We start from the raw sequence: 20,663 nt of genomic DNA on the forward strand, positions 1-20,663 counted from the left end.
AAAGCTATTCTTTTATGAGTAACTGAAATTTTAGTATTGTTGTGTCGTATTTTGACAAAAAAATAGCCTCGAAATCAAAGTTTCGAGGCTATTCTTATTACTTTTCAGTAACTGATTCTGATTACTTGCTATATTTGAATGGCAAGTTACGTGCATCAGCATAAGCACGCTCAGAAATTTTAGCGTAAGGAATTACATTCTTACGGAAGCTAATGAAGCTATTGTAAATTTTTGCTCCTAGTGGATCAACATCACCAACTTCACCAACTACATCACCAGATGCGCCACCGATTGCATTCAATACATCGTCAGAGAATTGACGTAATTGAACACCATGCTTGTTCAACAATGTATCTAACGCAGCAGCGTTACGTGCGTTATATTCTGCATACATTTCGTTGTTTTCAGAACGTGCACATTCTTGGATCAATGTTTGCTGTGAAGGTGTCAGGCTATCCCAAACGCCTTTGTTGATGCCAGCAGCCAAGGTTGAACCTGGCTCATGGAAACCTGGCCAGTAGTAGTATTTAGTTACCTTGTAGAAGCCAAATGCCAAGTCATTCCATGGACCTACCCACTCAGTCGCATCAATTGCACCAGATTGTAGGGATGGGAAAATCTCACCACCAGGTAATGTGATTGCAGACGCACCGATACGACGAAGCACTTCACCACCTAGACCCGGCATACGGATCTTCAAGCCTTTGTAATCTTCCAGAGAGTTGATTTCTTTGTTGAACCAACCGCCCATTTGAACACCTGTGTTACCACACATTAGGCCTTTAACGTTGAATTCCGCACCCAACTCATCCCATAACTCTTGACCACCGCCATGTTGGATCCATGCGTCCATTTCATTGGCTGTCAAACCCATTGGGACAGCTGTGAAGAAGTTATAAGCTTTATGCTTACCTTGCCAATAATATTCAGCACCATGATACATATCTGCAGAACCTTGGGACACAGCATCGAATGATTCGAATGGTGGTACCAACTCACCAGCAGCATATAGTTTAACAGTCAATTGACCGTCAGAAGCTTTGGTTACTTTATCTGCAAAGCGTTGAGCGCCTGTGCCTAGGCCAGGAAAGCCCTTTGGCCATGTTGTAACCATTTTTAATTCGCGTTTACCAGAAGCAATCGCTGGTGCAGAAAGTGTACTTGCAGCTGCTGCAGCACCCGCAGCAATAGAAGCACCTTTCAGGAAATCACGACGTTTCATTATTACCGTCTCCCAATTTAGGTTAATTAAAATTATCCGATGAACTGTAAATCCCTGTTTACCCAATCCATCCTTATTATTTTTGAATAACATAATTTTATCTTGTTATTCAAAGCTCTTGGTAAAGTTATAGCGTAATTACTTTTTACGCAATAATTGGATGACGGAATTGAATGAAATTTTTAAGAAATTGTATGAAGATGTTTTCTAAATTGGATAACTGAAATGTTACAATTTATTCCAAAGCCCTTTATCATAGTATTCTAATGGGGTGAAACGTTCTTTATACGCCATTTTAGGACTATTTTTGATCCAGTATCCTAAATATACATATGGAAGACATTCATTTTCCATTTTTTGAATCATATCTAAAATTATAAAACTACCAAAACTTCTCTCACGTAAATCAGAATCAAAAAAGCTATAAACAGCCGACCAACCATCTGGTAAAATATCGGTGAGACAAGCCGCTTTTAGGTTATTGTTATTATCACGATATTCAATGATTCTGGTATCTACAGGGCTGAGCTTGATCATATTCTCAAAGTCATAGCGTGACATATCCGCCATTTCACCATCATGGTGTCGAGAAGTAACATATTTCTTGAACAAAGCATATTGTTCATCCGTAATAGTAATACCCTTGATTTCAGATGTCAGATCAGAATTTTTACGTAAGATACGTTTCCATCCTTTTTTCCAATCAAAATTACTTACATTGATACGTACCGATTTACAGGCATTGCAATTAGGACATGTCGGGCGATAAATAATATTATGAGAACGACGAAATCCAGCTTGGCTCATTCGATTAAATTGGTACTGTGCCCATTCACCGCTTACTTCGGTAAAAAGTTGTTGTTCAACTTCACCATCAATATACGGGCATTTCATTTTGTTTGACCGATGGAATATTTGTATCGGTGCAGGGCGTTGAATTGACATTCTTAAGTACCAGTTATGATTACAAATTCTGGTTGTGTGAGCCAGATATATCTATTTCACCTTAAAATTTATGATTTGTCCAGAAAATCGCTCGGAATAACCCGGCTGTTACTTAATATATCGTGTAAACATCTGCCTTTGTTATCGAATAAGCACCACGCTAATAGAATACCACCTGTCATAGATAATGTCATATAGAACAGGATTACCTGAATAACTGCTTGTAACCAGTTTAATCTTTGACCAGTTGTTGCTTCAATTTGAATTAGGCCCATAGCACGCTGTCCAAAAGTAGCTTGGTTCGGCGATGAAATGAGGAAAGAATGATAGAGGAGGGGAAGTAACAAAACTATAACAGCGATTAATGGCGATAATAATCCGAATGATGCTAAGTTAATGAAAAACAAAGCAATACCAATAATCCCCAAAATTACCGCGTCAATAATGTAAGCAACTATTCGCTTACCAATTATTGATTGTCCATCACCAAAATCCATTACTGTTTCATGCCCTGAATTCATGCGCAGTTGAATCGGTGGTTTTATATTTGGATTACTCATCTATTTTTTCCTAAATTGAAAAATACAATAAGGTATAGGTAAGGACTTATCTATATTCTACAAGGGATTTGTGCATTATAGATGGAAACGGGATTAAAGTTGAGGGGCCTCATCTGGGTTGAAAAGCGAAGGGGAACCGGTTTCCGGTTTACCGGTAACTTTATCAGTAGCCTGACGAATATATACAATAACAACACGTCTGTTTGCCGGGGCTCCTGGATTATCTGCGTCCAATGGCTCGTAGGATGCTTTACCTACAACTGCTTGAAAACGCCGAGGCGTAATACCTGATTTTTGAAGTTGACGGCGTGCCGAACCGGCACGATCTACGGATAGCTTCCATTGATCTGCTTTTTCTTCTGCACCATCTGTATGACCAGTAACTGATACTGGGTTTGGTAATCGCTCTCCGTATTGTGCAATGAAACGCAACAACATAATCCCATGCTCTGTGAGTTTTGCTGATTTATGCTCAAAGAGTGGTAATTTTTCCTGATCAAGCATTTGTACGCGCAAACCTTCATCCGTAACATCGATCTTTATGGATTGCTTTAGATCTTTTAATTCTGGCGGTAAGTTATCTAAGGCTGCTTCCATAAGTTCTTTGGTACCATAAAAGTTTTGGTCTTCCATAATTGGATCCAAGCGGCCCTGAGAACCTGTAGATTCTTCATCTGCGGTACCTGATCCTTCAGTCTCTGAATCTTGAAGTCCTTGGTCTCGCGGAGCAGAAATATCAGCTGCTGTATGGAGTTTTTCTTCCTCAGGACCTGGTTCTGCTGATGTTATGCCGCCAAACATACCACCAGCACCACTTGGATCGGCAGTTTTCTTTGTTGTAGGAGTGAAGTAGGAGGAAACTCCCTTCAATACCTCTTCCTCTGTTGCATTTAAAAGCCAGAGTAACAGGAAAAACGCCATCATTGCTGTTACAAAATCGGCATAAGCAATTTTCCAAGCACCACCATGGGCACCGTCTTCAGCGATCTTCTTGACTTTAAATATGACGGGTTGATCTTCGTCTGACATTTCCTAACTCTTTCTCATTTATTCCAGAGTTGGAACTTGCGCGCTAATAGCCGAATCATAATCCGGGAAAGTGAGCAAAATTGCCAAACGTCTATTACGGATCGATCCAGGGTAGCGAGGATCCAACAAGTCTGAGGCGCCTTTACCGCGTACTGTAACAATTTTTGAATCAGGAAGGCCTGCATTAACAAGCCATTCACGAATAACAAAGGCACGATCTGTGGATAATTCCCAATTAGTATAATCATCGTCACGGATGAAACCGTTACGTTCAGTATGCACTGTGATCTCTACTTCATTAGGTAACGAAGACATAATACTACCAACGACAGCAAGTAGTTGACGTGAATAGCGTGTTAATTCGTCTGTATTTTCTTCAAATAAGGGACGATCTTCTTGATCTAGAATTTGAATGCGTAAACCTTCATTGGTTATTTCAAACATCATACTGGTTTGAATTTCCCTCAGAAGTTCTTGTTCCATTACAGATTGTCGTAACTGTTCCATCGCCTCGTTGAGGCGTTCGTTACGCTGTTCTTCTTGGATAGCAGCGGCTTGTTCGGTTTCGGATAAATCTTCATCTTCACGTTCATCCCCCTCAAAATCACCTTCCGCTTCCTTACCATAAGAAGGTAAGGCTACATTGATTTTGGGGCGCGAGCTTGCTGAACGCATTGCGCCTTCGACAGCCACGGCCATTCCAGCCATTGCTTCACCAACCGCGGCCGCATTTTCTGCTATATTTGCTGGTGCGAAATATTCTGATAAACCATTCATTTGATTTTCTGTAGTGGCATTTAAGAGCCAAAGTAACAGAAAGAATGCCATCATCGCTGTTACAAAGTCAGCATAGGCAATTTTCCAAGCACCACCATGTCCCTCAGCGGGGATTTTCTTTTTTTTGGTAAGTATAAGCGGGGCGAGACCGTCATCGCCTTCAAAAGCATCCGCCATCTATTTACTCCAACTTACCATTCAGATAATCAAACTTAACCTATTAAGGGGCAATTTTATGCCACAGGTGGCAACGTGCCTGTAGCTTCTTCAACTTCTGCGAAACTGGGACGCATATGTGATGCCAGAGCTTTACGTGCGAACTCAACAGAAACCTGCGGTGCATAGCCTTGCAAGTGAGCCAGCATACCCATTTTTAAACAATTCATATATGTAGATTCTTCTTCCATCATTTGCTTGGCGTTACTGGCTAAAGGCGCAAACCATCCATAACAAAGTAGAATCCCCAAGAAAGTTCCCACAAGCGCACCCGCGATCAATCCACCAAGTACTTCAGGTGGTTCTGAAATCGAACCCATTGTTTTAATCACCCCTAATACCGCCGCAACGATACCTAGAGCAGGGAAGCTCTCTGCTAGGTTTGTTAGGGCATGACCAATGGAATGGTCTTCATGGTGATGAACTTCTAATTCCAGATCCATTAAGGTTTCCAATTCATGAGGATTATCTGTACCAAGTGTCATCAACCTTAGGTAGTCGCAGAAAAATTCTAACGCGTGATGATCGTGGGATAAAGTTGGAAATTCCTTAAATAGGGCACTGTCATGAGGATTTTCTACATGAGGTTCAAGCGCAAGTGCACCTTTTTGCTTCATAAGTTTAAAAACTTGATATTGGCATAAAAGCAGTTCCAAATAATCGGCAGCTTTATATTTAGGGCCTTTAAATGTTTTCCCGAGACGACCAAAACCAGCTTTTACAATCTTCATCGGATTGGAAATAATAAAGGCAGAAATACCTGAGCCAAAGATAATCACAACCTCAAACGGTTGGTTCAATACAGCTAGCTTACCGCCCATAGCAACATATGAACCGATCACACAAGCTACTACGGCAATCATTCCGATAAGAACAAACATATGGTGGACCCCATCACTTATGTTTAAAACTGCATTAACATATCAATTTCATGCAGATAGAAAAAGTCATTAATGTCGCATTTAGCCATGAATCGAGGGGCACGTCTACGCTTGTTTTGAAAATATTCTAATATTTTGAGTGAATTATGCGTTTTAATCAAATTTTAGAGAGTTCAATGTTAGAACTCCCAAATTAGTAATTTTGTTTGACGTCGATCCTCTACTGGGATCATTTCCTCTGCAGGAATTTTCTCGCTGTCAAAACTATTGCTAATCAATATTGCCCCTTTAGGCAGCTCCTTTTTACATTTTAGGAGTAATTTATCCATTGGGTGTGGGGAAAGAAAAGCATAGATAAAGTCCGCATCTTTTAGGGAGATATTCCATATAGATTCTCTATGAATTTGCACATTTTTACAACCAGATAACTTACATCTAATCCATAAGATAACCCAAGTAAGAGGTGCTGTTTCAATACCTATGAAAATCTTGCTTGGATGGTGTTTGGCCAGAGGAATTAAAGCGCTACCCACGCCACATCCCAAATCATAGAATTTTTGAGTTTCTATTTTGTCGTCAATAAATTGAGAAAGTGTTTCTACTGTTTTTCGATTGCTAAGATATAATGGTACGCGATCGCCAAAACTATTCCAGTTTAAAAGTAATAATCCGCCAGCAAGAGTTGGATACACCCATATCGGAAAGGATTGACCTTCCATAATTAGATAGGCTGTAGGTAGTATCGCAAAAATCGCTATCCACCAGCGTGGAAGTTGAAAGGGGATACAGAGAAGCATTGCAGATACAGCGAATATCGCAGTTTTTATCCATACGTCTAAATCAATGGAAATAATTAAGATAGATAACCACACGATACCGAATGCGCATATAGCTACAACAATACCTGTTAGTGCTGTTGGGCCAGGGATAATCCCTTTTTTTTCCAGAGAGGATAGCGCTTTTGATTCAGTCTTCATAAAGTTTAGAAATCCCAACTTTTTATCTCGCTAAACAACAGAAATTAAGCTAATTAATGCTTAATTATATTTGCTGATTTTAATATCTGTAATAAGAAAGAAAAGAAATAAATGTCTGATAATTCAATTGATCCGATGGAATTTCGTAATTGTTGTGGTCGTTTTGCAACTGGTGTTACTGTTGTGACAGGTAAATTGGCGGATGGCAGTCCTGTTGGTGTGACTGCGAATTCTTTCTCATCTGTCTCATTAGATCCTGCGCTCGTTTTATTTTGCCTTGATAAGAAAGCGTTAAGCTTTGACGCATTCTCACTGGATAGTCATTTTGCTTTCAATATTTTATCGGAAGATCAAATGGATGCTTCTAATAACTTTGCAAGTCAAGGGATCGATAAATTTGAAAAGGCAGAATATCGTTGCAATGAATATGGTGTGCCAATTTTAAAAGATACTTTGGCAACGATTGAATGTAAGATGCATGCGATCCATGACGGTGGCGATCACCAAATTATCGTTGGCGAAGTAACTAGCATGGCGATGAAAGAATTAACGGACGACACATCTGGCCGTCCGTTGTTATATTTCTCCGGATCCTATGGGAAAATGTCCGGCAAATAATTTCAACGGAATATGGGTGGCTTGATTAACAAGCCACCACATTCACAGCCAAGCCACCTTGGCTTGTTTCTTTATATTTAGTGTGCATATCAAGGCCAGTTTGGCGCATTGTTTCAATAGCTGTATCCAAGAATACGAAATGCTCACCATCCCCTTTGAGAGCAAGGGAGGCTGCATTAATTGCTTTAACCGCACCCATTGCGTTACGTTCAATACAAGGAACCTGAACAAGGCCCGCAACTGGATCGCAAGTCATTCCAAGATGGTGCTCCATAGCAATTTCTGCTGCATTTTCAATCTGTTCATTGGTGCCACCTAAAGCAGCACATAAGCCTGCTGCAGCCATAGCGCTAGCACTACCAACTTCGCCTTGGCATCCAACCTCAGCACCGGAAATTGAAGCGTTTAGTTTAATTAACGAACCAATAGCTGTTGCTGTCAGGATGAACTTATGTACACCTTCCATGTCCGACGAAGGAACGATATCTTCATAATAGCGTAAAACAGCAGGTAAAATCCCAGCGGCACCATTCGTTGGCGCTGTCACTACATTGCCTCCGGCTGCGTTTTCTTCGTTAACCGCAATTGCCCAAAGGCTTACCCAGTCCATTGCCTCATGTGGGGAGTACATATTTGTACCACGACTGTTTTTAAGTTGCTGATGAATGTTTTTTGCACGGCGTTTTACATCTAATCCACCTGGCAAAATGCCTTCTTGGCGTAAACCGCGATCAATACATTTGCGCATTACTTCACGTAAACGATTCAAACCTGCTTCTACTTCGGCTTCATTGGATTTAGAAACTTCGTTGCGGTAAACCATTTCAGAAATAGTCAGGCCGTTTTCTTTACCCATATCAAGCATCTGACGTGCGTCTTGGAAAGGGTAGGGGAATTCGGTATGATCCATTGGATTGCCTTCGTTCAACTCATCTACAGTTGCAACGAAACCGCCACCGATAGAATAATAGATACCTTCTTGGATCTCATCGCCAGCTGTATTATAGGCAATGAAGCGCATGCCATTAGTATGGCATGGAAGCAGGTCATTATAACGGAAAATCATATCTTCACTTTCGGTGAAGTTGATCATTTTTTTACCGTCCAGATTTAAACCACGTGATTCGCGAATTGTTTCCAAAGTTTTAGGAGAACGATCCACATCAATTTTATCCGGTGTTTCGCCTGTTAAACCAAGGATCGTAGCTGTATCTGTACAGTGACCTTTACCTGTTAATGCAAGGGAGCCATATAATTCTACAACAACACGGTTTGTGTTATCGAATTCACCGGATTCATGTAGATCATCCAAGAAACGGCGAGATGCAACCATGGGCCCAACTGTATGTGAGCTGGAAGGTCCAATACCGATCTTAAACAATTCAAATACGCTGAATGGCATGTTTCCTCACTATTCTAACTTTTAATGTTTATTTTTTGTTCGTTAATCTGATCACTCGATTAATGAAACTATAGATTCCTATCCACAAGAACCCCTCGGGAAAGGACATAGTTTTTTGGTAATGCGTCATTAAGACAGATATTTGGAAGAGTTTTAAAATGATCTTAAGGCGTCGAGATTATTTATGAATTTTAGTGTATAATGCTAATCCTGATAAGAATATTGCCTTTCGATGATAGGCCTTGACGCCAATTTTTAAACTGGCATTGTATAGACATGACGGGACGCGGCTCCACCGGGCTTTTTGCAAGCTATGTGCCGGACTAAAACCAAGAAAATCATTTTCTGAACAGAGAATAACCATAATCCAGGTTTTTAGTCTTTTTTAGAGAGATAGTTTTTAATTTTATAAAGGGGAAAACAGATATTGGGCCTCTTTATGACAATAGGAGAGGGTCGTTATGAGCAATAACAGCCACTTTGAAGATGTTGAAACCATGGTAGCTGCAATGAAACCGGGATATCCGGTTTATTGTTGGCGTCCTGCAGAATTGAAAAAGAACGCTGAGTTATTTTTAAATAATTTTCCTGGGCGTGTTTTATATGCGGTGAAATGTAATCCACATTTGACAGTTTTAAATGCATTTTATGAGGCAGGTATTCGTCATTTTGATACAGCCTCTTTGGCCGAAATCGCAACAATTCGTGACAATTTCTCCGATGCAGATTGCTACTTCATGCATCCGGTAAAATCTCGTTCTGCAATCCTATCTGCACATGACGTTTATCGCGTCGATCATTATGTGATTGATCATGAAGCAGAATTGAAAAAGATCATTGAAGTTACTGGAGGTGGCGACGGTCAGGTTGTGATTGTGCGGCTTGCAACACCACAATTTGATGCAGCTTTTGCCTTAGCTGATAAGTTTGGAGCAACACCTGATGAGGCTGTTGAATTGCTTCGCAAGGCATCTGCGGAAGGATGTCAAACAGGGTTAGCTTTCCATGTGGGCTCTCAATGTCGTGATAAACAAGCTTTCGTAGAAGCTTTGAAGGTTGTTCGCGAAGTTATTGAAAAAGCAGATGTAAATATTCATTATCTTGATGTTGGTGGTGGTTTCCCGGCTCATTATGTTGATGACAATCCTGAGCCACTGGAACGTTACTTTGAAACCATTAAGGAAGAAGTTCAAAAACTGCCTTTACGTGGGGATACTGTTTTAATGTGTGAACCTGGTCGTTCTTTGGTGGCAAGTGGTGCCTCCATTGTTGTGCAAGTTCACCTTCGCAAAGGTAATCAACTTTATATTAATGATGGTGTTTATCATAATTTTTCTGAAGCATTAGTTGCGAAGATCAAGTTCCCAATGAAGCTGATTCGTCCTAATCAAAAAGTATCAAATAAAACGGATATGTTTAAAATTTATGGCCCAACATGCGATTGTACTGATGTCTTTCCTTATGAAGTTGAATTACCTGATGATGTTGATGAAGGCGATTGGATTGAAATCGGTATGATGGGAGCTTATTCCAATTCTATGACGACTAAATTCAACGGTTTCTTCGCAGAAACCTATGTGACAGTGGATGCGCCGATGTTACGTCCGGAAGAACCACTAAATAAAACAGTAGCAAAAAAAGTAGAAGTAGAAGCCGCTGAATAATAACTGTTTCTATTTTAACTTGATCTTGGAAGATGTGAGGCTCATATAGGGACTCACATCTTTTTTGTTTGAGGCTTCATTATGTATAAATCAATTTTCCTAGCTTTTATGTTGGTATTTGGCTTTGTTGGATCGTCCTATGCGGTCGATCGCGAGGACATATATCAAGAGGCGTTGTTAGAAACTGGAAATTTGATTTCTATATTGTCAGGTACGCAAAGTAACAGATCGCCACGTGATCAAGCCGTCATTGCAGCCGAAGCTATCAAGCAACTTTCTTTTTCTGAGGCTGAAGGCCGTAAAGACGATAAAATTGCGTTGCCATTGGGGTTTAATCAGCCTGATCTTGAAGCGACTTTAGATATATTGGATCAGAAAGCTGGTAGTATCGTTGATATTGAAGATGTGCCAAACGATTGGTTTACAGGTTATCTTGAAAAAGCCGAAGGTGAAATCCACACGATGTTAAAAGAAATGGACGCAGGGGATACTACGTCCATTGGAAAATATTTAACTAAAGCTCAACAAGCTTATGGATATTTGGAATTGATGGTTAAACCACCTAAATCATAAGATGTATTAACTATTTTCTTTTAAGAATTTTGCGGCTTCCAAGGCGAAATAGGTTAAGACACCATCACACCCAGCACGTTTGAAGGACATTAATGATTCCATCATTACCTTGTCTTTATCAAGCCAGCCATTTTGAGCAGCGGCCATCATCATGGAATACTCACCGGAAACTTGATAGGCGAAGGTCGGCATTTGGAAAGTATCTTTAAGCTCTTTTACAATATCCAGATAAGGCATACCCGGTTTAACCATGATCATATCTGCGCCTTCTTCGATATCTAATGCAACCTCGCGCACGGCTTCCTTACCATTTGCAAAGTCCATCTGATAGGTGCGTTTATCACCTTTTAAAGCTGATGTTGATCCAACCGCATCACGGAAGGGGCCATAAAAAGCCGAAGCATATTTCGCAGAATAGGCCATAATGCGCACATCTTCATGACCAGCAGAGTCTAATCCTTCGCGAATAGCACCAATGCGGCCATCCATCATGTCTGATGGCGCCACTGTATCGCAACCTGCTTCTGCTTGGGTGAGAGCTTGTTTTACCAATACATCAATTGTTTCATCATTTAGGATAACACCATCCCGAAGCAAACCATCATGACCATGATCTGTATATGGGTCCAAGGCCACGTCACACATAATTACGAGGTCAGGATAGGCTGCACGAATTAAACGGGTTGCTCTATTCATCAGATTTTCAGGATTAAGTGCTTCAAAGCCGTCTGATGTGCGTTTGTCTGGTGTTGTATAAGGGAAAAGAGCAATCGCAGGGACGCCCAATGCAACAGCTTCACCCACAACATCGACAATGCGATCTAGACTATAACGGTTCACGCCAGGCATGGAATCGATTGGTTGAACTATATTATTGCCTTCCAACACAAATAGCGGCCAAATAAAATCAGCCGACGTCAAAACATTTTCAGCTACCAATCTACGGATGTTATGATTGCTGCGGTTTCGACGCATGCGAATTGGCAAGTCCAGCTTATTCATTGCGATCCTCTTTCTCGATCCCATTTTTCAATTTTATTAAAGTTTTGCTACCATATTGTCCTTTAATTCGCTTGGCAATCTGGATTTAGATCAAAAATAAGAAAAGGTCGCTACCGTTATGATAGCGACCTCAACAATTAAAAGTTTAACTTTTAAAATGACTTACTTACGCTTGAGATGCAGCAATTGCCTGTTCAAGGTCAGTAAGAATATCATCGATATGTTCGATACCGATAGAAAGGCGAACATAACTATCTGTTACACCAGATTTTTCTTGCTCCTCTGCGGTAAGCTGAGAATGTGTTGTTGTTGCAGGATGAATAGCTAAGCTACGTGCATCACCGATATTCGCTACATGATAGAACATTTTCAATGTATCAATAAATTTCGCACCTGCTTCGCGGCCACCTTTAATATGGAAACCAAGCAATGCACCATTGCCACCAGTTAAATACTTATCGGCACGTGATTTTGCGTCACCTTCCGCAAGAGAAGGGTGAATGACTGATTCAACGGCAGCATGATCGCTCAAGAATTTCGCAACTGCATTTGCATTTTCACAATGTGCACGCATACGAAGCGGCAAAGTTTCAAGGCCTTGGATTGTCTGGAAAGCATTAAACGGGCTTGTGGCACCACCAAGATCGCGAAGCAATGTTACACGGGCTTTAAGAATATATGCGATCGGACCAAGTGGTTTTACAGCTTGCGACCAAACAGCACCATGATAACTTGGGTCAGGGGTGTTTAGTGCAGGTTGACGTTCCGCATGTGCTTCCCAATCGAAATTACCACCATCAATTAAAACGCCGCCCATACTTGTACCATGGCCGCCAATATATTTGGTGGTAGAATAAAGAACCACAGCTGCACCATGCTCTAGAGGGCGGCAAAGGAGAGGGGCTGCGGTATTATCCATAATCAATGGAATACCGTATTCACGACCGATAGCAGCGACTTCGGCAATTGGGAATACGTCTAGTTTTGGATTTGGTAAAGATTCCGCATAGAAGGCACGGGTTTTATCATCAATTGCATTGCGGAAATTTTCCGGATCAGAAGGATCAACGAAACGTACTTCAATGCCTTGATCTTTTAAAACATTCGCGAAAAGATTCCATGTCCCACCATAAAGATGTGCAGAAGAAACGATGTTATCACCTGCTTTTGCAAGGTTTTGAACAGCGTATGCAGAAGCTGTTTGTCCGGAAGAAAGTGCTAGTGCTGCCACGCCACCTTCAAGCGCAGCTAGGCGTTTTTCAAGAACATCTGTTGTTGGGTTCATGATGCGCGTATAGATGTTGCCTAATTCTTCTAGGCCGAAAAGTTTGCGTGCATGTTCAGCGCTATCAAATTCATATGCTGTAGTTTGATAAATTGGCACAGCGACAGAATTTGTCGCTGGATCAGAGCGATAGCCAGCATGAAGGGCGATTGTCTCTGGATTATTGCTTTCAACTGTCATTATTCTAGCTCCCTAAAAGCATGTGAAATTTTACTCTGTGACTAGATGTAGGTCAGAATATTTTGTTCGTCAAGTCGAATTTAAGTTCATTAAAAAGAACGTGATTGATATTCTAACATACATAATATTAAAAACTCGGTGCAAAACCTTCGGCTTTTAATGCTGCTTGAACTTCAGGAAGAAGTTTTACACGCTCTAGATAGGCTTTTAATACTTTGTGACTTAAAGGGCCGTTTTGAATTTCAAATTCATGTGTCCAATCCGATAGCATAAACAAGAAGTAGTCGATTAAATAAGGGGTATCACCAAGTAGGAACTTACGATTATCTTTGAGTTCTTCAGCAACAATACTAAATGCGTTAGAGATATGTTTCTCCATGGCTTTCTGATTATTAGGAATGGACTTGCTATCTTCTGTATAGCGATCTGCATAATAGTAAACGAGTAGATATGTTTGAATGGTATTTGTGAAATACATTAACCATTTATAGGCCTGTGATCTTGCATTGCTATGCATGGGTGGTAATAGGTTAGCGTCAGGGTTATGGTCCGCAATATGTAAGCATATAGCAGCGGTCTCATATAAAACGAGAGGTTCTGTTTCACCTTTGGTATCGATAAGAACAGGGATACGACCATTCGGGTTTAACGTCCGATATTCTTCCTTTAAATGTTCACTATTTTCCATGTCAACTTGAACAAAATCAAAATCAGCTTCTGCTTTTTGAAGGCAGATATGAGGTGTGAAACTGGCAACATTTTGTGCACCATATAATTTATACATTTTATGTTTCCTTATGAATGTGTGAAGACCATAAAATGGATATTTATAAAGTGCTAGAAGTATTTGAAGTTGTTGTGCCTAAAGACATAACATACGTATGCGTATGGTAAGGTTTATTTGCGTTAGTTGACATTTAACATACGCTACCGTATGGTCCTGACATGTGAATGAGCATTCCACCAAAAATTAACTGTGAAATTTTGGAGAAATACTGTGGATTTTCAGTTGTCTGAAGAACAAGTTGCGATTCAAGATATGGCGCGTTCTTTCGCCGAAAATGAGATGATGCCCTATGCGGAGGAATGGGATGAGAAGAAAATTTTCCCTGTCGATACTCTTCGTGCTGCTGCTGAATTGGGATTAGGTGGAATTTATAGTGATCCTGACTTTGGTGGATCAGGTTTAGGGCGTTTGGATTCCACTGTGATTTTTGAAGAATTAGCTGCTGCATGCCCTTCTACTGCGGCCTTTTTATCTATTCATAATATGGCAAGTTGGATGGTGAGCCAATTTGCGTCTGATGCATTAAAATCCAAGTATCTCCCTGATATGCTATCCATGAACAAGATAGCTTCATATTGCCTGACGGAACCTGGATCCGGATCTGACGCGGCTGCTTTACGTACGACTGCTGAGCGGGATGGGGATGAATATGTCTTGAATGGATCAAAAGCATTCATCTCTGGTGCTGGACGTAGTGATATATATGTTGTGATGGTTCGAACTGGTGATGAAGGCCCTAAAGGTATCTCTTGTGTTATCGTTGAAAATGGAACTGAAGGTTTAAGCTTTGGTGCACAAGAACGTAAAATGGGATGGAATAGTCAACCGACGGCTCAAGTGCAATTTGATAATTGTCGTATACCTGTTTCTAATCGAGTCGGAGAAGAGGGTGATGGTTTCAAAATTGCGATGGCAGGGCTTGATGGTGGACGTTTGAATATAGCGGCATGTTCTATTGGCGCTGCACGTGCTTCGATTGAAGCTACAATTCAATACATGAATGAACGAAAACAATTTGGAAAACCGTTGGCAGCATTTCAGGCGTTGCAATTCCGCCTTGCTGATATGGCAACAGAGCTGGATGCAGCGCGTTTGATGTTACATCGCGGTGCAACAAGCCTTGATAATAAAACCCCAGATGCAACGAAACATTGTGCAATGGCAAAGCGCTTTGCCACAGATATCGGGTTTAATGTGGTGAATGAAGCGCTTCAATTACATGGTGGATATGGATATTTGCGTGACTTCCCATTGGAGCGTTACTTAAGAGATTTAAGGGTGCATCAAATTTTAGAAGGTACGAATGAGATTATGCGGGTAATTATAGCCCGGGCTATGCTTCAAGAATAATTTTATTTAACGACAAAGTCTTAATTTAAATCAATTGATCGAATGTTATGGGGTCGTTATCGTGTCTCAAATTTGATCCGACTTAATAAAAGCAAGAAAGAGAAACCACATGGAAGATGAGATTCTATTTGAAGAAAAAGGTGGCGTAGGCATCATCACTCTTAATCGTCCAAAAGCTTTAAATGCATTAACTTTGGGGATGATCCGTGCAATGGATCCAAAGTTAAAAGAATGGGAGACAGATGAGTCTATTCATATGGTTTTAATTAAAGGCGCAGGTGAAAAAGCTTTTTGCGCCGGTGGTGACGTACGTGCTGTTTGGGAAGCTGGTCATAACGGCGATGATCTTACAGACGCTTTCTTCCGTGAAGAATATATATTGAACCGACGTATTCACCGTTTTCCAAAACCATATGTCGCTTTACTTGATGGTGTGACAATGGGAGGCGGGGTAGGCCTTTCTGTTCATGGTAGCCATCGTGTTGTGACAGATACGACGTTATTTGCTATGCCGGAAACTGCGATTGGCTTATTCCCGGACGTGGGGGGTAGTTGGTTTTTGAATAAATGTCCGGGTGAAAGTGGCATGTATTTAGCTCTAACGGGTGCGCGTTTAAAAGCGGCTGATTGTATTGCGGTCAATATGGCAACTGATTATGTGCTATCAGAAAAAATGGATGCGTTGTTGGATGCATTTATTTCAGCTGATTGGTCTCATCCATATCCTGAAACTTTAGTGAATGAAATTATTGCAAAATTCGCGACGGAAGCGGGAGACGCACCAATCAGGAATGATTTTGCAGTGATTGATGCATGTTTTGCAAAAGAATCAGTCGAAGATATCTGGGCAGCTTTGGAAGAAGAGGGGGGGGAATTTGCGCAAATGGCTTTGAAGTTTATGCGTAAGAAATCCCCTTTAAGTATGAAAATGAGTTTAAAACAATTGCGCGAAGGTAAAAAACTTACTTTTGAAGATTGTATGATTATGGAATTCCGATTGAGCCAAGCCTGTGTCACAGGCACCGAATTTTACGAAGGTGTGCGTTCCGTATTGGTTGATAAAGATCATGCCCCGAAATGGGTACCAGAAACTTTGGAAGAAGTGACGGATGAAATGGTTGATTCTGCGTTTGAATCACTTGGTAAGAGAGACTTGGAATTTTCTCATTGATAATAAAGCATTATACTAGGAGGCTGTGATGGCTAAAGTTACGTTTATTGGTGTGGGTAACATGGGTGGCCCAATGGCGATCAACTTGATCAAAGCAGGACATGAAGTGACTGCCGTAGATTTGGTTGAAGAAAATCTTGAGAAATTGAAAGCTGAAGGTGCTAAGGTTGCACATAGTGCGGCGGAAGCTATGGCAGAGACAGAAGTCGTAATTTCGATGTTACCAGCAGGACAGCATGTGAAAGCTGTATATGGAAAAGACGTTTTCCCGAACGCAAATTCCGGCACCTTATTAATTGATTGCTCTACCATTGATGTGGACTCAGCGCGTGAAGTTCAAACACTTGCGACTGAAGCTGGTTTCCCAATGGTTGATGCACCTGTTTCAGGTGGTGTTGGCGGCGCTGCTGCAGGTACATTAACATTTATGGTTGGCGGTGAGGATACTGCTTATGCTGCCGCAGAGCCGTTTTTACAGATTATGGGTAAGACATTGGTACATTGTGGTGGTGCAGGAAACGGGCAGGCTGCAAAAATCTGTAACAATATGATGTTAGGTATTCAGATGATCTCTGTTGCAGAAGCATTTGCGCTTGGTGAAAAACTAGGTTTGTCCCACCAGAAACTATTTGATGTTTCTTCCACAGCATCTGGTCAGTGTTGGAGTCTCACAACTTATTGCCCCGTACCTGAAATGGTTCCGACATCTCCAGCAAATAATGAATACAAACCAGGTTTTGCGTCCGCGTTAATGTTGAAGGATCTTCGATTAGCACAAGCTGCGGCTGAAAGTGCTGGCGCAGTAACACCTCTGGGTGAACATGCGGAGCGACTTTATGAAGAATTTTCTGAATCCGGTGGAGCTGGTGTCGATTTTTCCGGTATTATCAAAATGTTACGAGAAATATAAAGTTTTAGATAAAAACGAACTGATTTTTGCTGCTTTTTTTGTCCTTAAGTTTGAAAGAACTTGGAACATGCTGATACTATGATATAGTAAAGGCAAGGGAATAAGTAACTTAGGGACAAAAGAGCTGCGAAATGGCCGACAATTCTCCAGAACAAATTAAAGACGAATATATGAATGCGATCCGTTTGATTGAAAGATTGCATCGCCAATTCCTTGAGGTTATCAAGGGAGAAATCGATCGTATGGGTATTCGCGATATCAACAATATTCAGGCACTTATTTTATATAATATTGGTACTGATGAGTTGACCGTAGGTGAGTTAACTCATCGTGGATATTATCTTGGATCAAACGTATCATATAATGTGCGTAAAATGGTCGAGAATGGATATCTAATCCAAGAACGTTCGGCACATGACCGTCGTTCTATCCGTGTTAGTCTTTCTGATAAAGGCAAAGAAGTACGTGACCGTGTGAATGAAATTTTAGAAGCACAAGGGAACAAGCTTACAGACATTGGAATTAATTCAGAACAATTACAATATACAGGAGCGGTTCTAAATAGATTAGAACGTTTCTTATTACATACATATTCTTATTAAATTAAGAAATATCGGGCTATATAAAAAAGGCATCTGATTTTCAGATGCCTTTTTTATTTGTCGGTTTTTTATATATTTATAAAATCTTAACTTTGACGTTGGGCGCGCATCTTTTCTGTTAAGCTGCGTAAAGCTTTTAAAATTCCTTCGATTTGATGATTTTGATAAACATTTTGGAATTGATCACGTTCAGTTTGCACCATGCTTAGATCAGCAATCTTCACATCAAGTAATCGCATTTCCCCTTTTATTGTACGAATACGCCAACCAACTACGATCCCTTCCTGACCAGGAACACCTATTTTTGTGAAAACCATTGCATCTGCTTTACCAGCGCGTACGGATTTGGTGATTTCGACATCTTGACCGTTATAGCTCCCAACAAGGCTGGAATATTTTGTTAATAGATATTCTTTGAATAAACTATCATATTCATTTCTTTGGTTATCAGAAAGACCACGATAGGGTTTTCCCAATACAATGCGACCAATGACATCATAAGCCATTGTTTCTTCAAGGACGGCATACATCTTACTCATTTTTTCAGACGCTTCGATATTCTCGTCTTTGAGCAGAGTAATGGTTTGTTTAGATAATGTCGTTACATATACTTTTGCATTATCCAGATTGGTTTCTTCTGCTGCGTGAGCAAAACTAATCGATGTTAATCCGATTACAAAAACCATCGCAATTTTATTTAAAAGCTTCAATACAGCCTCCTGAAGTATTAAGTTCCCGTTCCCATATATAATGTATAAATCGGAAATGAAAAGATTAGGATGAAATATTGCTGTCTTTTGGAAAAAGTCATTTTATTTAACTAGATATTTCCACTTATTTAATATGCTATATTATAAGGGTAAATTTAGTATTAAAAACATTGGTTCTATTATTATGTCAACGCCTAAGCACAGATTACTACCTCAAGGTGCCCTAATTGAAATGGAACAACATGGTGCCTCTATAAAAGTGAGTGCAATTGATCCTGCAAGTTTCTTGGAGGTCTCTATTGTTGGTCCTGCAACCGCAAGCCAATCAGAGTTAGAACAATTAGCCGTGAAAAAATTAATATGGCGGTTGGAGAAAGTCCTGCAAGAAAAAGGCCCTGTGCAAAAGAAAAAGGGACCTCCATCCGGTTGGGATATGTAAATAAAACTTTAAGAGTTTTTACCTAATCCAATTTTCTTGGCAAATTCAGATCTTTTCGCGGCATAATTCGGCGCAACCATTGGATAATCAGGCGATAATCCCCATTTAGCACGATATTGCTCAGGGCTCATGCCATATGTTGTACGAAGATGACGCTTTAGCATCTTAAGCTTTTTACCGTCTTCCAAGCATACGAGATAGTCAGGGGTGATTGAGCTTTTAACAGGGATAGCAGCAACAGATTTACGTGCCCCTGTACGTTGTTCAACGCCGTTTAACTTCGCAAAGCAGCTATGAACTGTTTTAATCACTTTGGAAATATCAGACGATTTCGCCTTGTTATTGCCTAGATAGGCACTCACAACAGTTGTTGTGAAACGAAGTAAGTCCTGTTGGCTTGCTTTTTTTGTCATTGTGCTACCTTGAAATATCCCCTTAAAACTGAATCCCGTTGATAAGGAGCGATTCGTTTAAAAGCCGATTCGCACTGACTCAAAAAAATTCAATATACTAAGTAAAACTATCTTGGCTCAAAAAATCAATAGCAAAATGAAATATTCGACTAATTGATTCGAAGGAATACCAAATAATTCTGATTAATGGATTCTTATCAAGAATTAGGCCAGTTTGTGACTTAGAAGAAAAACTATGAGGAAAACTGCAGTTTTTACGAATAAAACGTAGAGTTCTACGCAACAATATGTTATCAGCGGCGGTAATTAATTCCTAATTATTATATTTCTTGTCAATTTAGGACAAAGGAAAAGGGTGGTATGTCAAAGAAGACAATTGCTTTGGCGTCTGATCATGCAGGCGTAGATTTAAAAGCGAGTTTAATTTCAAAACTGGAAGATTGGGGCTATGAAGCGCTTGATTTGGGACCTGTAACCAAAGATTCCGTAGATTATCCGGATTTCGCGGACAAATTAACTTCTGCATTGAACGAAGATTCTATTGAGACAGGTGTTTTGATCTGTGGAACTGGCATCGGGATATCAATCGCTGCCAACCGTCATAAACATATTCGTGCGGCTTTGTGTCAATCTGTCACTGAAGCAAAGCTTACACGTTTACACAATAATGCAAATGTTCTTGCTTTAGGAGCACGTATTATTGGTGAAGAAATAGCAATTGATTGCTTAAAAACATTCTTGGAAACGGAATATGAGGGCGGTCGTCATGAACGCCGTGTGGCTAAAATGTCATGATTTTCGTCGCTATGACGCAATCAGCATAGCAAACAATTCCTAGAATGACGCCTATTCTGACATGATGAATGATGAAAACATCGTGGGGTGTTGGAAGGGAAGTATTCACGTTCGGCTTTATCCTAAGTCGATTTATCACACTAAGAGAGGGTGAC

General features: G+C 40.4%; 22 protein-coding genes. 9 read left to right on the top strand and 13 right to left on the bottom strand.

What is annotated here, in order from left to right:
* Positions 1 to 121: 121 nt before the first annotated feature.
* The 7 genes from ACOQOA_RS18460 to ACOQOA_RS18490 form a co-directional block, all read right to left on the bottom strand.
* Positions 122 to 1,222: a TRAP transporter substrate-binding protein gene (locus tag ACOQOA_RS18460; RefSeq protein ID WP_420550063.1), complete on the bottom strand. Its 1,101-nt coding sequence runs from the start codon at positions 1,220 to 1,222 to the stop codon at positions 122 to 124.
* A gap of 228 nt (positions 1,223 to 1,450) precedes the next feature.
* A complete protein-coding gene (locus ACOQOA_RS18465) occupies positions 1,451 to 2,167 on the bottom strand; it encodes an arginyltransferase (RefSeq protein ID WP_420550064.1) in 717 nt (238 codons plus the stop codon).
* 68 nt (positions 2,168 to 2,235) lie between these two features.
* A complete protein-coding gene (locus ACOQOA_RS18470) occupies positions 2,236 to 2,727 on the bottom strand; it encodes an RDD family protein (RefSeq protein ID WP_420550065.1) in 492 nt (163 codons plus the stop codon).
* A gap of 93 nt (positions 2,728 to 2,820) precedes the next feature.
* Positions 2,821 to 3,756 carry a flagellar motor protein MotB gene (locus tag ACOQOA_RS18475; protein WP_420550066.1) on the bottom strand — a complete coding sequence of 312 codons (936 nt, stop codon included), beginning with the start codon at positions 3,754 to 3,756 and terminating at the stop codon, positions 2,821 to 2,823.
* Between the two features lie 18 nt (positions 3,757 to 3,774).
* Positions 3,775 to 4,710, bottom strand: coding sequence for a flagellar motor protein MotB (locus tag ACOQOA_RS18480; protein ID WP_420550067.1), 936 nt, complete (start codon positions 4,708 to 4,710; stop codon positions 3,775 to 3,777).
* Positions 4,711 to 4,766: 56 nt separating this feature from the next.
* On the bottom strand, positions 4,767 to 5,630 hold the full coding sequence (gene motA, locus ACOQOA_RS18485) for a flagellar motor stator protein MotA (RefSeq protein WP_420550068.1): 864 nt from the start codon (positions 5,628 to 5,630) through the stop codon (positions 4,767 to 4,769).
* Between the two features lie 179 nt (positions 5,631 to 5,809).
* Positions 5,810 to 6,607: a hypothetical protein gene (locus tag ACOQOA_RS18490; protein ID WP_420550069.1), complete on the bottom strand. Its 798-nt coding sequence runs from the start codon at positions 6,605 to 6,607 to the stop codon at positions 5,810 to 5,812.
* A 111-nt stretch (positions 6,608 to 6,718) separates the two neighbouring features.
* Between ACOQOA_RS18490 and ACOQOA_RS18495 the strand changes: the two genes are divergently transcribed.
* Positions 6,719 to 7,225, top strand: a complete 507-nt coding sequence (locus ACOQOA_RS18495) for a flavin reductase family protein (protein WP_420550070.1) — start codon at positions 6,719 to 6,721, stop codon at positions 7,223 to 7,225.
* A gap of 25 nt (positions 7,226 to 7,250) precedes the next feature.
* Here the strand turns inward: ACOQOA_RS18495 and ACOQOA_RS18500 are convergent, their stop codons facing one another.
* The gene (locus ACOQOA_RS18500; protein ID WP_420550071.1) at positions 7,251 to 8,627 is read right to left on the bottom strand and encodes an L-serine ammonia-lyase; all 1,377 of its coding nucleotides are present in this window, start codon (positions 8,625 to 8,627) and stop codon (positions 7,251 to 7,253) included.
* 461 nt (positions 8,628 to 9,088) lie between these two features.
* Here ACOQOA_RS18500 and ACOQOA_RS18505 point away from each other — a divergent pair, with 461 nt between their 5' ends.
* Together ACOQOA_RS18505 and ACOQOA_RS18510 are read left to right on the top strand one after the other, a co-directional pair.
* Positions 9,089 to 10,291 (top strand): type III PLP-dependent enzyme, encoded by a 1,203-nt coding sequence (locus tag ACOQOA_RS18505; protein ID WP_420550072.1) that lies wholly within the window; start codon positions 9,089 to 9,091, stop codon positions 10,289 to 10,291.
* A gap of 81 nt (positions 10,292 to 10,372) precedes the next feature.
* Positions 10,373 to 10,864, top strand: a complete 492-nt coding sequence (locus ACOQOA_RS18510) for a hypothetical protein (protein WP_420550073.1) — start codon at positions 10,373 to 10,375, stop codon at positions 10,862 to 10,864.
* A 6-nt stretch (positions 10,865 to 10,870) separates the two neighbouring features.
* Here ACOQOA_RS18510 and hemB read toward each other — a convergent pair whose 3' ends face one another.
* From hemB to ACOQOA_RS18525, 3 genes are all read right to left on the bottom strand, one after another.
* Positions 10,871 to 11,866, bottom strand: a complete 996-nt coding sequence (gene hemB, locus ACOQOA_RS18515) for a porphobilinogen synthase (RefSeq protein ID WP_420550074.1) — start codon at positions 11,864 to 11,866, stop codon at positions 10,871 to 10,873.
* Between the two features lie 166 nt (positions 11,867 to 12,032).
* Positions 12,033 to 13,331 (bottom strand): O-acetylhomoserine aminocarboxypropyltransferase/cysteine synthase family protein, encoded by a 1,299-nt coding sequence (locus ACOQOA_RS18520; RefSeq protein ID WP_420550075.1) that lies wholly within the window; start codon positions 13,329 to 13,331, stop codon positions 12,033 to 12,035.
* A gap of 127 nt (positions 13,332 to 13,458) precedes the next feature.
* Positions 13,459 to 14,115, bottom strand: a complete 657-nt coding sequence (locus ACOQOA_RS18525; protein ID WP_420550076.1) for a glutathione S-transferase family protein — start codon at positions 14,113 to 14,115, stop codon at positions 13,459 to 13,461.
* A 213-nt stretch (positions 14,116 to 14,328) separates the two neighbouring features.
* On the opposite strand from ACOQOA_RS18525, the gene ACOQOA_RS18530 reads away from it, so the two are divergent.
* The 4 genes from ACOQOA_RS18530 to ACOQOA_RS18545 all read left to right on the top strand — a co-directional run bounded on the left by ACOQOA_RS18530 (position 14,329) and on the right by ACOQOA_RS18545 (position 18,151).
* Positions 14,329 to 15,468 (top strand): isobutyryl-CoA dehydrogenase, encoded by a 1,140-nt coding sequence (locus ACOQOA_RS18530; RefSeq protein WP_420550077.1) that lies wholly within the window; start codon positions 14,329 to 14,331, stop codon positions 15,466 to 15,468.
* Between the two features lie 109 nt (positions 15,469 to 15,577).
* Positions 15,578 to 16,639: an enoyl-CoA hydratase/isomerase family protein gene (locus ACOQOA_RS18535; protein WP_420550078.1), complete on the top strand. Its 1,062-nt coding sequence runs from the start codon at positions 15,578 to 15,580 to the stop codon at positions 16,637 to 16,639.
* A gap of 28 nt (positions 16,640 to 16,667) precedes the next feature.
* Entirely contained in the window at positions 16,668 to 17,549 is an 882-nt protein-coding gene (mmsB, locus tag ACOQOA_RS18540; protein WP_420550079.1) for a 3-hydroxyisobutyrate dehydrogenase, read from the top strand.
* A gap of 131 nt (positions 17,550 to 17,680) precedes the next feature.
* Positions 17,681 to 18,151 (top strand): MarR family winged helix-turn-helix transcriptional regulator, encoded by a 471-nt coding sequence (locus ACOQOA_RS18545; protein WP_235914078.1) that lies wholly within the window; start codon positions 17,681 to 17,683, stop codon positions 18,149 to 18,151.
* A gap of 86 nt (positions 18,152 to 18,237) precedes the next feature.
* Here the strand turns inward: ACOQOA_RS18545 and ACOQOA_RS18550 are convergent, their stop codons facing one another.
* Complete coding sequence (locus ACOQOA_RS18550; RefSeq protein ID WP_420550080.1) at positions 18,238 to 18,861, bottom strand: MlaC/ttg2D family ABC transporter substrate-binding protein; 624 nt, start codon at positions 18,859 to 18,861, stop codon at positions 18,238 to 18,240.
* Positions 18,862 to 19,045: 184 nt separating this feature from the next.
* Between ACOQOA_RS18550 and ACOQOA_RS18555 the strand changes: the two genes are divergently transcribed.
* Positions 19,046 to 19,300, top strand: coding sequence for a DUF6898 family protein (locus tag ACOQOA_RS18555; RefSeq protein WP_420550081.1), 255 nt, complete (start codon positions 19,046 to 19,048; stop codon positions 19,298 to 19,300).
* An 8-nt stretch (positions 19,301 to 19,308) separates the two neighbouring features.
* On the opposite strand, the gene ACOQOA_RS18560 is transcribed toward ACOQOA_RS18555, so the two are convergent.
* Positions 19,309 to 19,713, bottom strand: coding sequence for a MucR family transcriptional regulator (locus ACOQOA_RS18560; RefSeq protein WP_420550082.1), 405 nt, complete (start codon positions 19,711 to 19,713; stop codon positions 19,309 to 19,311).
* A 360-nt stretch (positions 19,714 to 20,073) separates the two neighbouring features.
* Between ACOQOA_RS18560 and rpiB the strand changes: the two genes are divergently transcribed.
* Positions 20,074 to 20,508 carry a ribose 5-phosphate isomerase B gene (rpiB, locus tag ACOQOA_RS18565; protein WP_420550083.1) on the top strand — a complete coding sequence of 145 codons (435 nt, stop codon included), beginning with the start codon at positions 20,074 to 20,076 and terminating at the stop codon, positions 20,506 to 20,508.
* Positions 20,509 to 20,663: the final 155 nt, after the last annotated feature.

The sequence above is a fragment of the Curvivirga sp. genome (assembly GCF_965219885.1).
Lineage (GTDB): Bacteria > Pseudomonadota > Alphaproteobacteria > UBA8366 > Aestuariispiraceae > Curvivirga.

Bases quoted from the DNA above. Each gene is read 5' to 3' on its own strand.
- ACOQOA_RS18460 (WP_420550063.1), bottom strand. From the start codon at position 1,222: ATGAAACGTCGTGATTTCCTGAAAGGTGCTTCTATTGCTGCGGGTGCT.
- ACOQOA_RS18465 (WP_420550064.1), bottom strand. From the start codon at position 2,167: ATGTCAATTCAACGCCCTGCACCGATACAAATATTCCATCGGTCAAAC.
- ACOQOA_RS18470 (WP_420550065.1), bottom strand. From the start codon at position 2,727: ATGAGTAATCCAAATATAAAACCACCGATTCAACTGCGCATGAATTCA.
- ACOQOA_RS18475 (WP_420550066.1), bottom strand. From the start codon at position 3,756: ATGTCAGACGAAGATCAACCCGTCATATTTAAAGTCAAGAAGATCGCT.
- ACOQOA_RS18480 (WP_420550067.1), bottom strand. From the start codon at position 4,710: ATGGCGGATGCTTTTGAAGGCGATGACGGTCTCGCCCCGCTTATACTT.
- motA (WP_420550068.1), bottom strand. From the start codon at position 5,630: ATGTTTGTTCTTATCGGAATGATTGCCGTAGTAGCTTGTGTGATCGGT.
- ACOQOA_RS18490 (WP_420550069.1), bottom strand. From the start codon at position 6,607: ATGAAGACTGAATCAAAAGCGCTATCCTCTCTGGAAAAAAAAGGGATT.
- ACOQOA_RS18495 (WP_420550070.1), top strand. From the start codon at position 6,719: ATGTCTGATAATTCAATTGATCCGATGGAATTTCGTAATTGTTGTGGT.
- ACOQOA_RS18500 (WP_420550071.1), bottom strand. From the start codon at position 8,627: ATGCCATTCAGCGTATTTGAATTGTTTAAGATCGGTATTGGACCTTCC.
- ACOQOA_RS18505 (WP_420550072.1), top strand. From the start codon at position 9,089: ATGAGCAATAACAGCCACTTTGAAGATGTTGAAACCATGGTAGCTGCA.
- ACOQOA_RS18510 (WP_420550073.1), top strand. From the start codon at position 10,373: ATGTATAAATCAATTTTCCTAGCTTTTATGTTGGTATTTGGCTTTGTT.
- hemB (WP_420550074.1), bottom strand. From the start codon at position 11,866: ATGAATAAGCTGGACTTGCCAATTCGCATGCGTCGAAACCGCAGCAAT.
- ACOQOA_RS18520 (WP_420550075.1), bottom strand. From the start codon at position 13,331: ATGACAGTTGAAAGCAATAATCCAGAGACAATCGCCCTTCATGCTGGC.
- ACOQOA_RS18525 (WP_420550076.1), bottom strand. From the start codon at position 14,115: ATGTATAAATTATATGGTGCACAAAATGTTGCCAGTTTCACACCTCAT.
- ACOQOA_RS18535 (WP_420550078.1), top strand. From the start codon at position 15,578: ATGGAAGATGAGATTCTATTTGAAGAAAAAGGTGGCGTAGGCATCATC.
- mmsB (WP_420550079.1), top strand. From the start codon at position 16,668: ATGGCTAAAGTTACGTTTATTGGTGTGGGTAACATGGGTGGCCCAATG.
- ACOQOA_RS18545 (WP_235914078.1), top strand. From the start codon at position 17,681: ATGGCCGACAATTCTCCAGAACAAATTAAAGACGAATATATGAATGCG.
- ACOQOA_RS18555 (WP_420550081.1), top strand. From the start codon at position 19,046: ATGTCAACGCCTAAGCACAGATTACTACCTCAAGGTGCCCTAATTGAA.
- ACOQOA_RS18560 (WP_420550082.1), bottom strand. From the start codon at position 19,713: ATGACAAAAAAAGCAAGCCAACAGGACTTACTTCGTTTCACAACAACT.
- rpiB (WP_420550083.1), top strand. From the start codon at position 20,074: ATGTCAAAGAAGACAATTGCTTTGGCGTCTGATCATGCAGGCGTAGAT.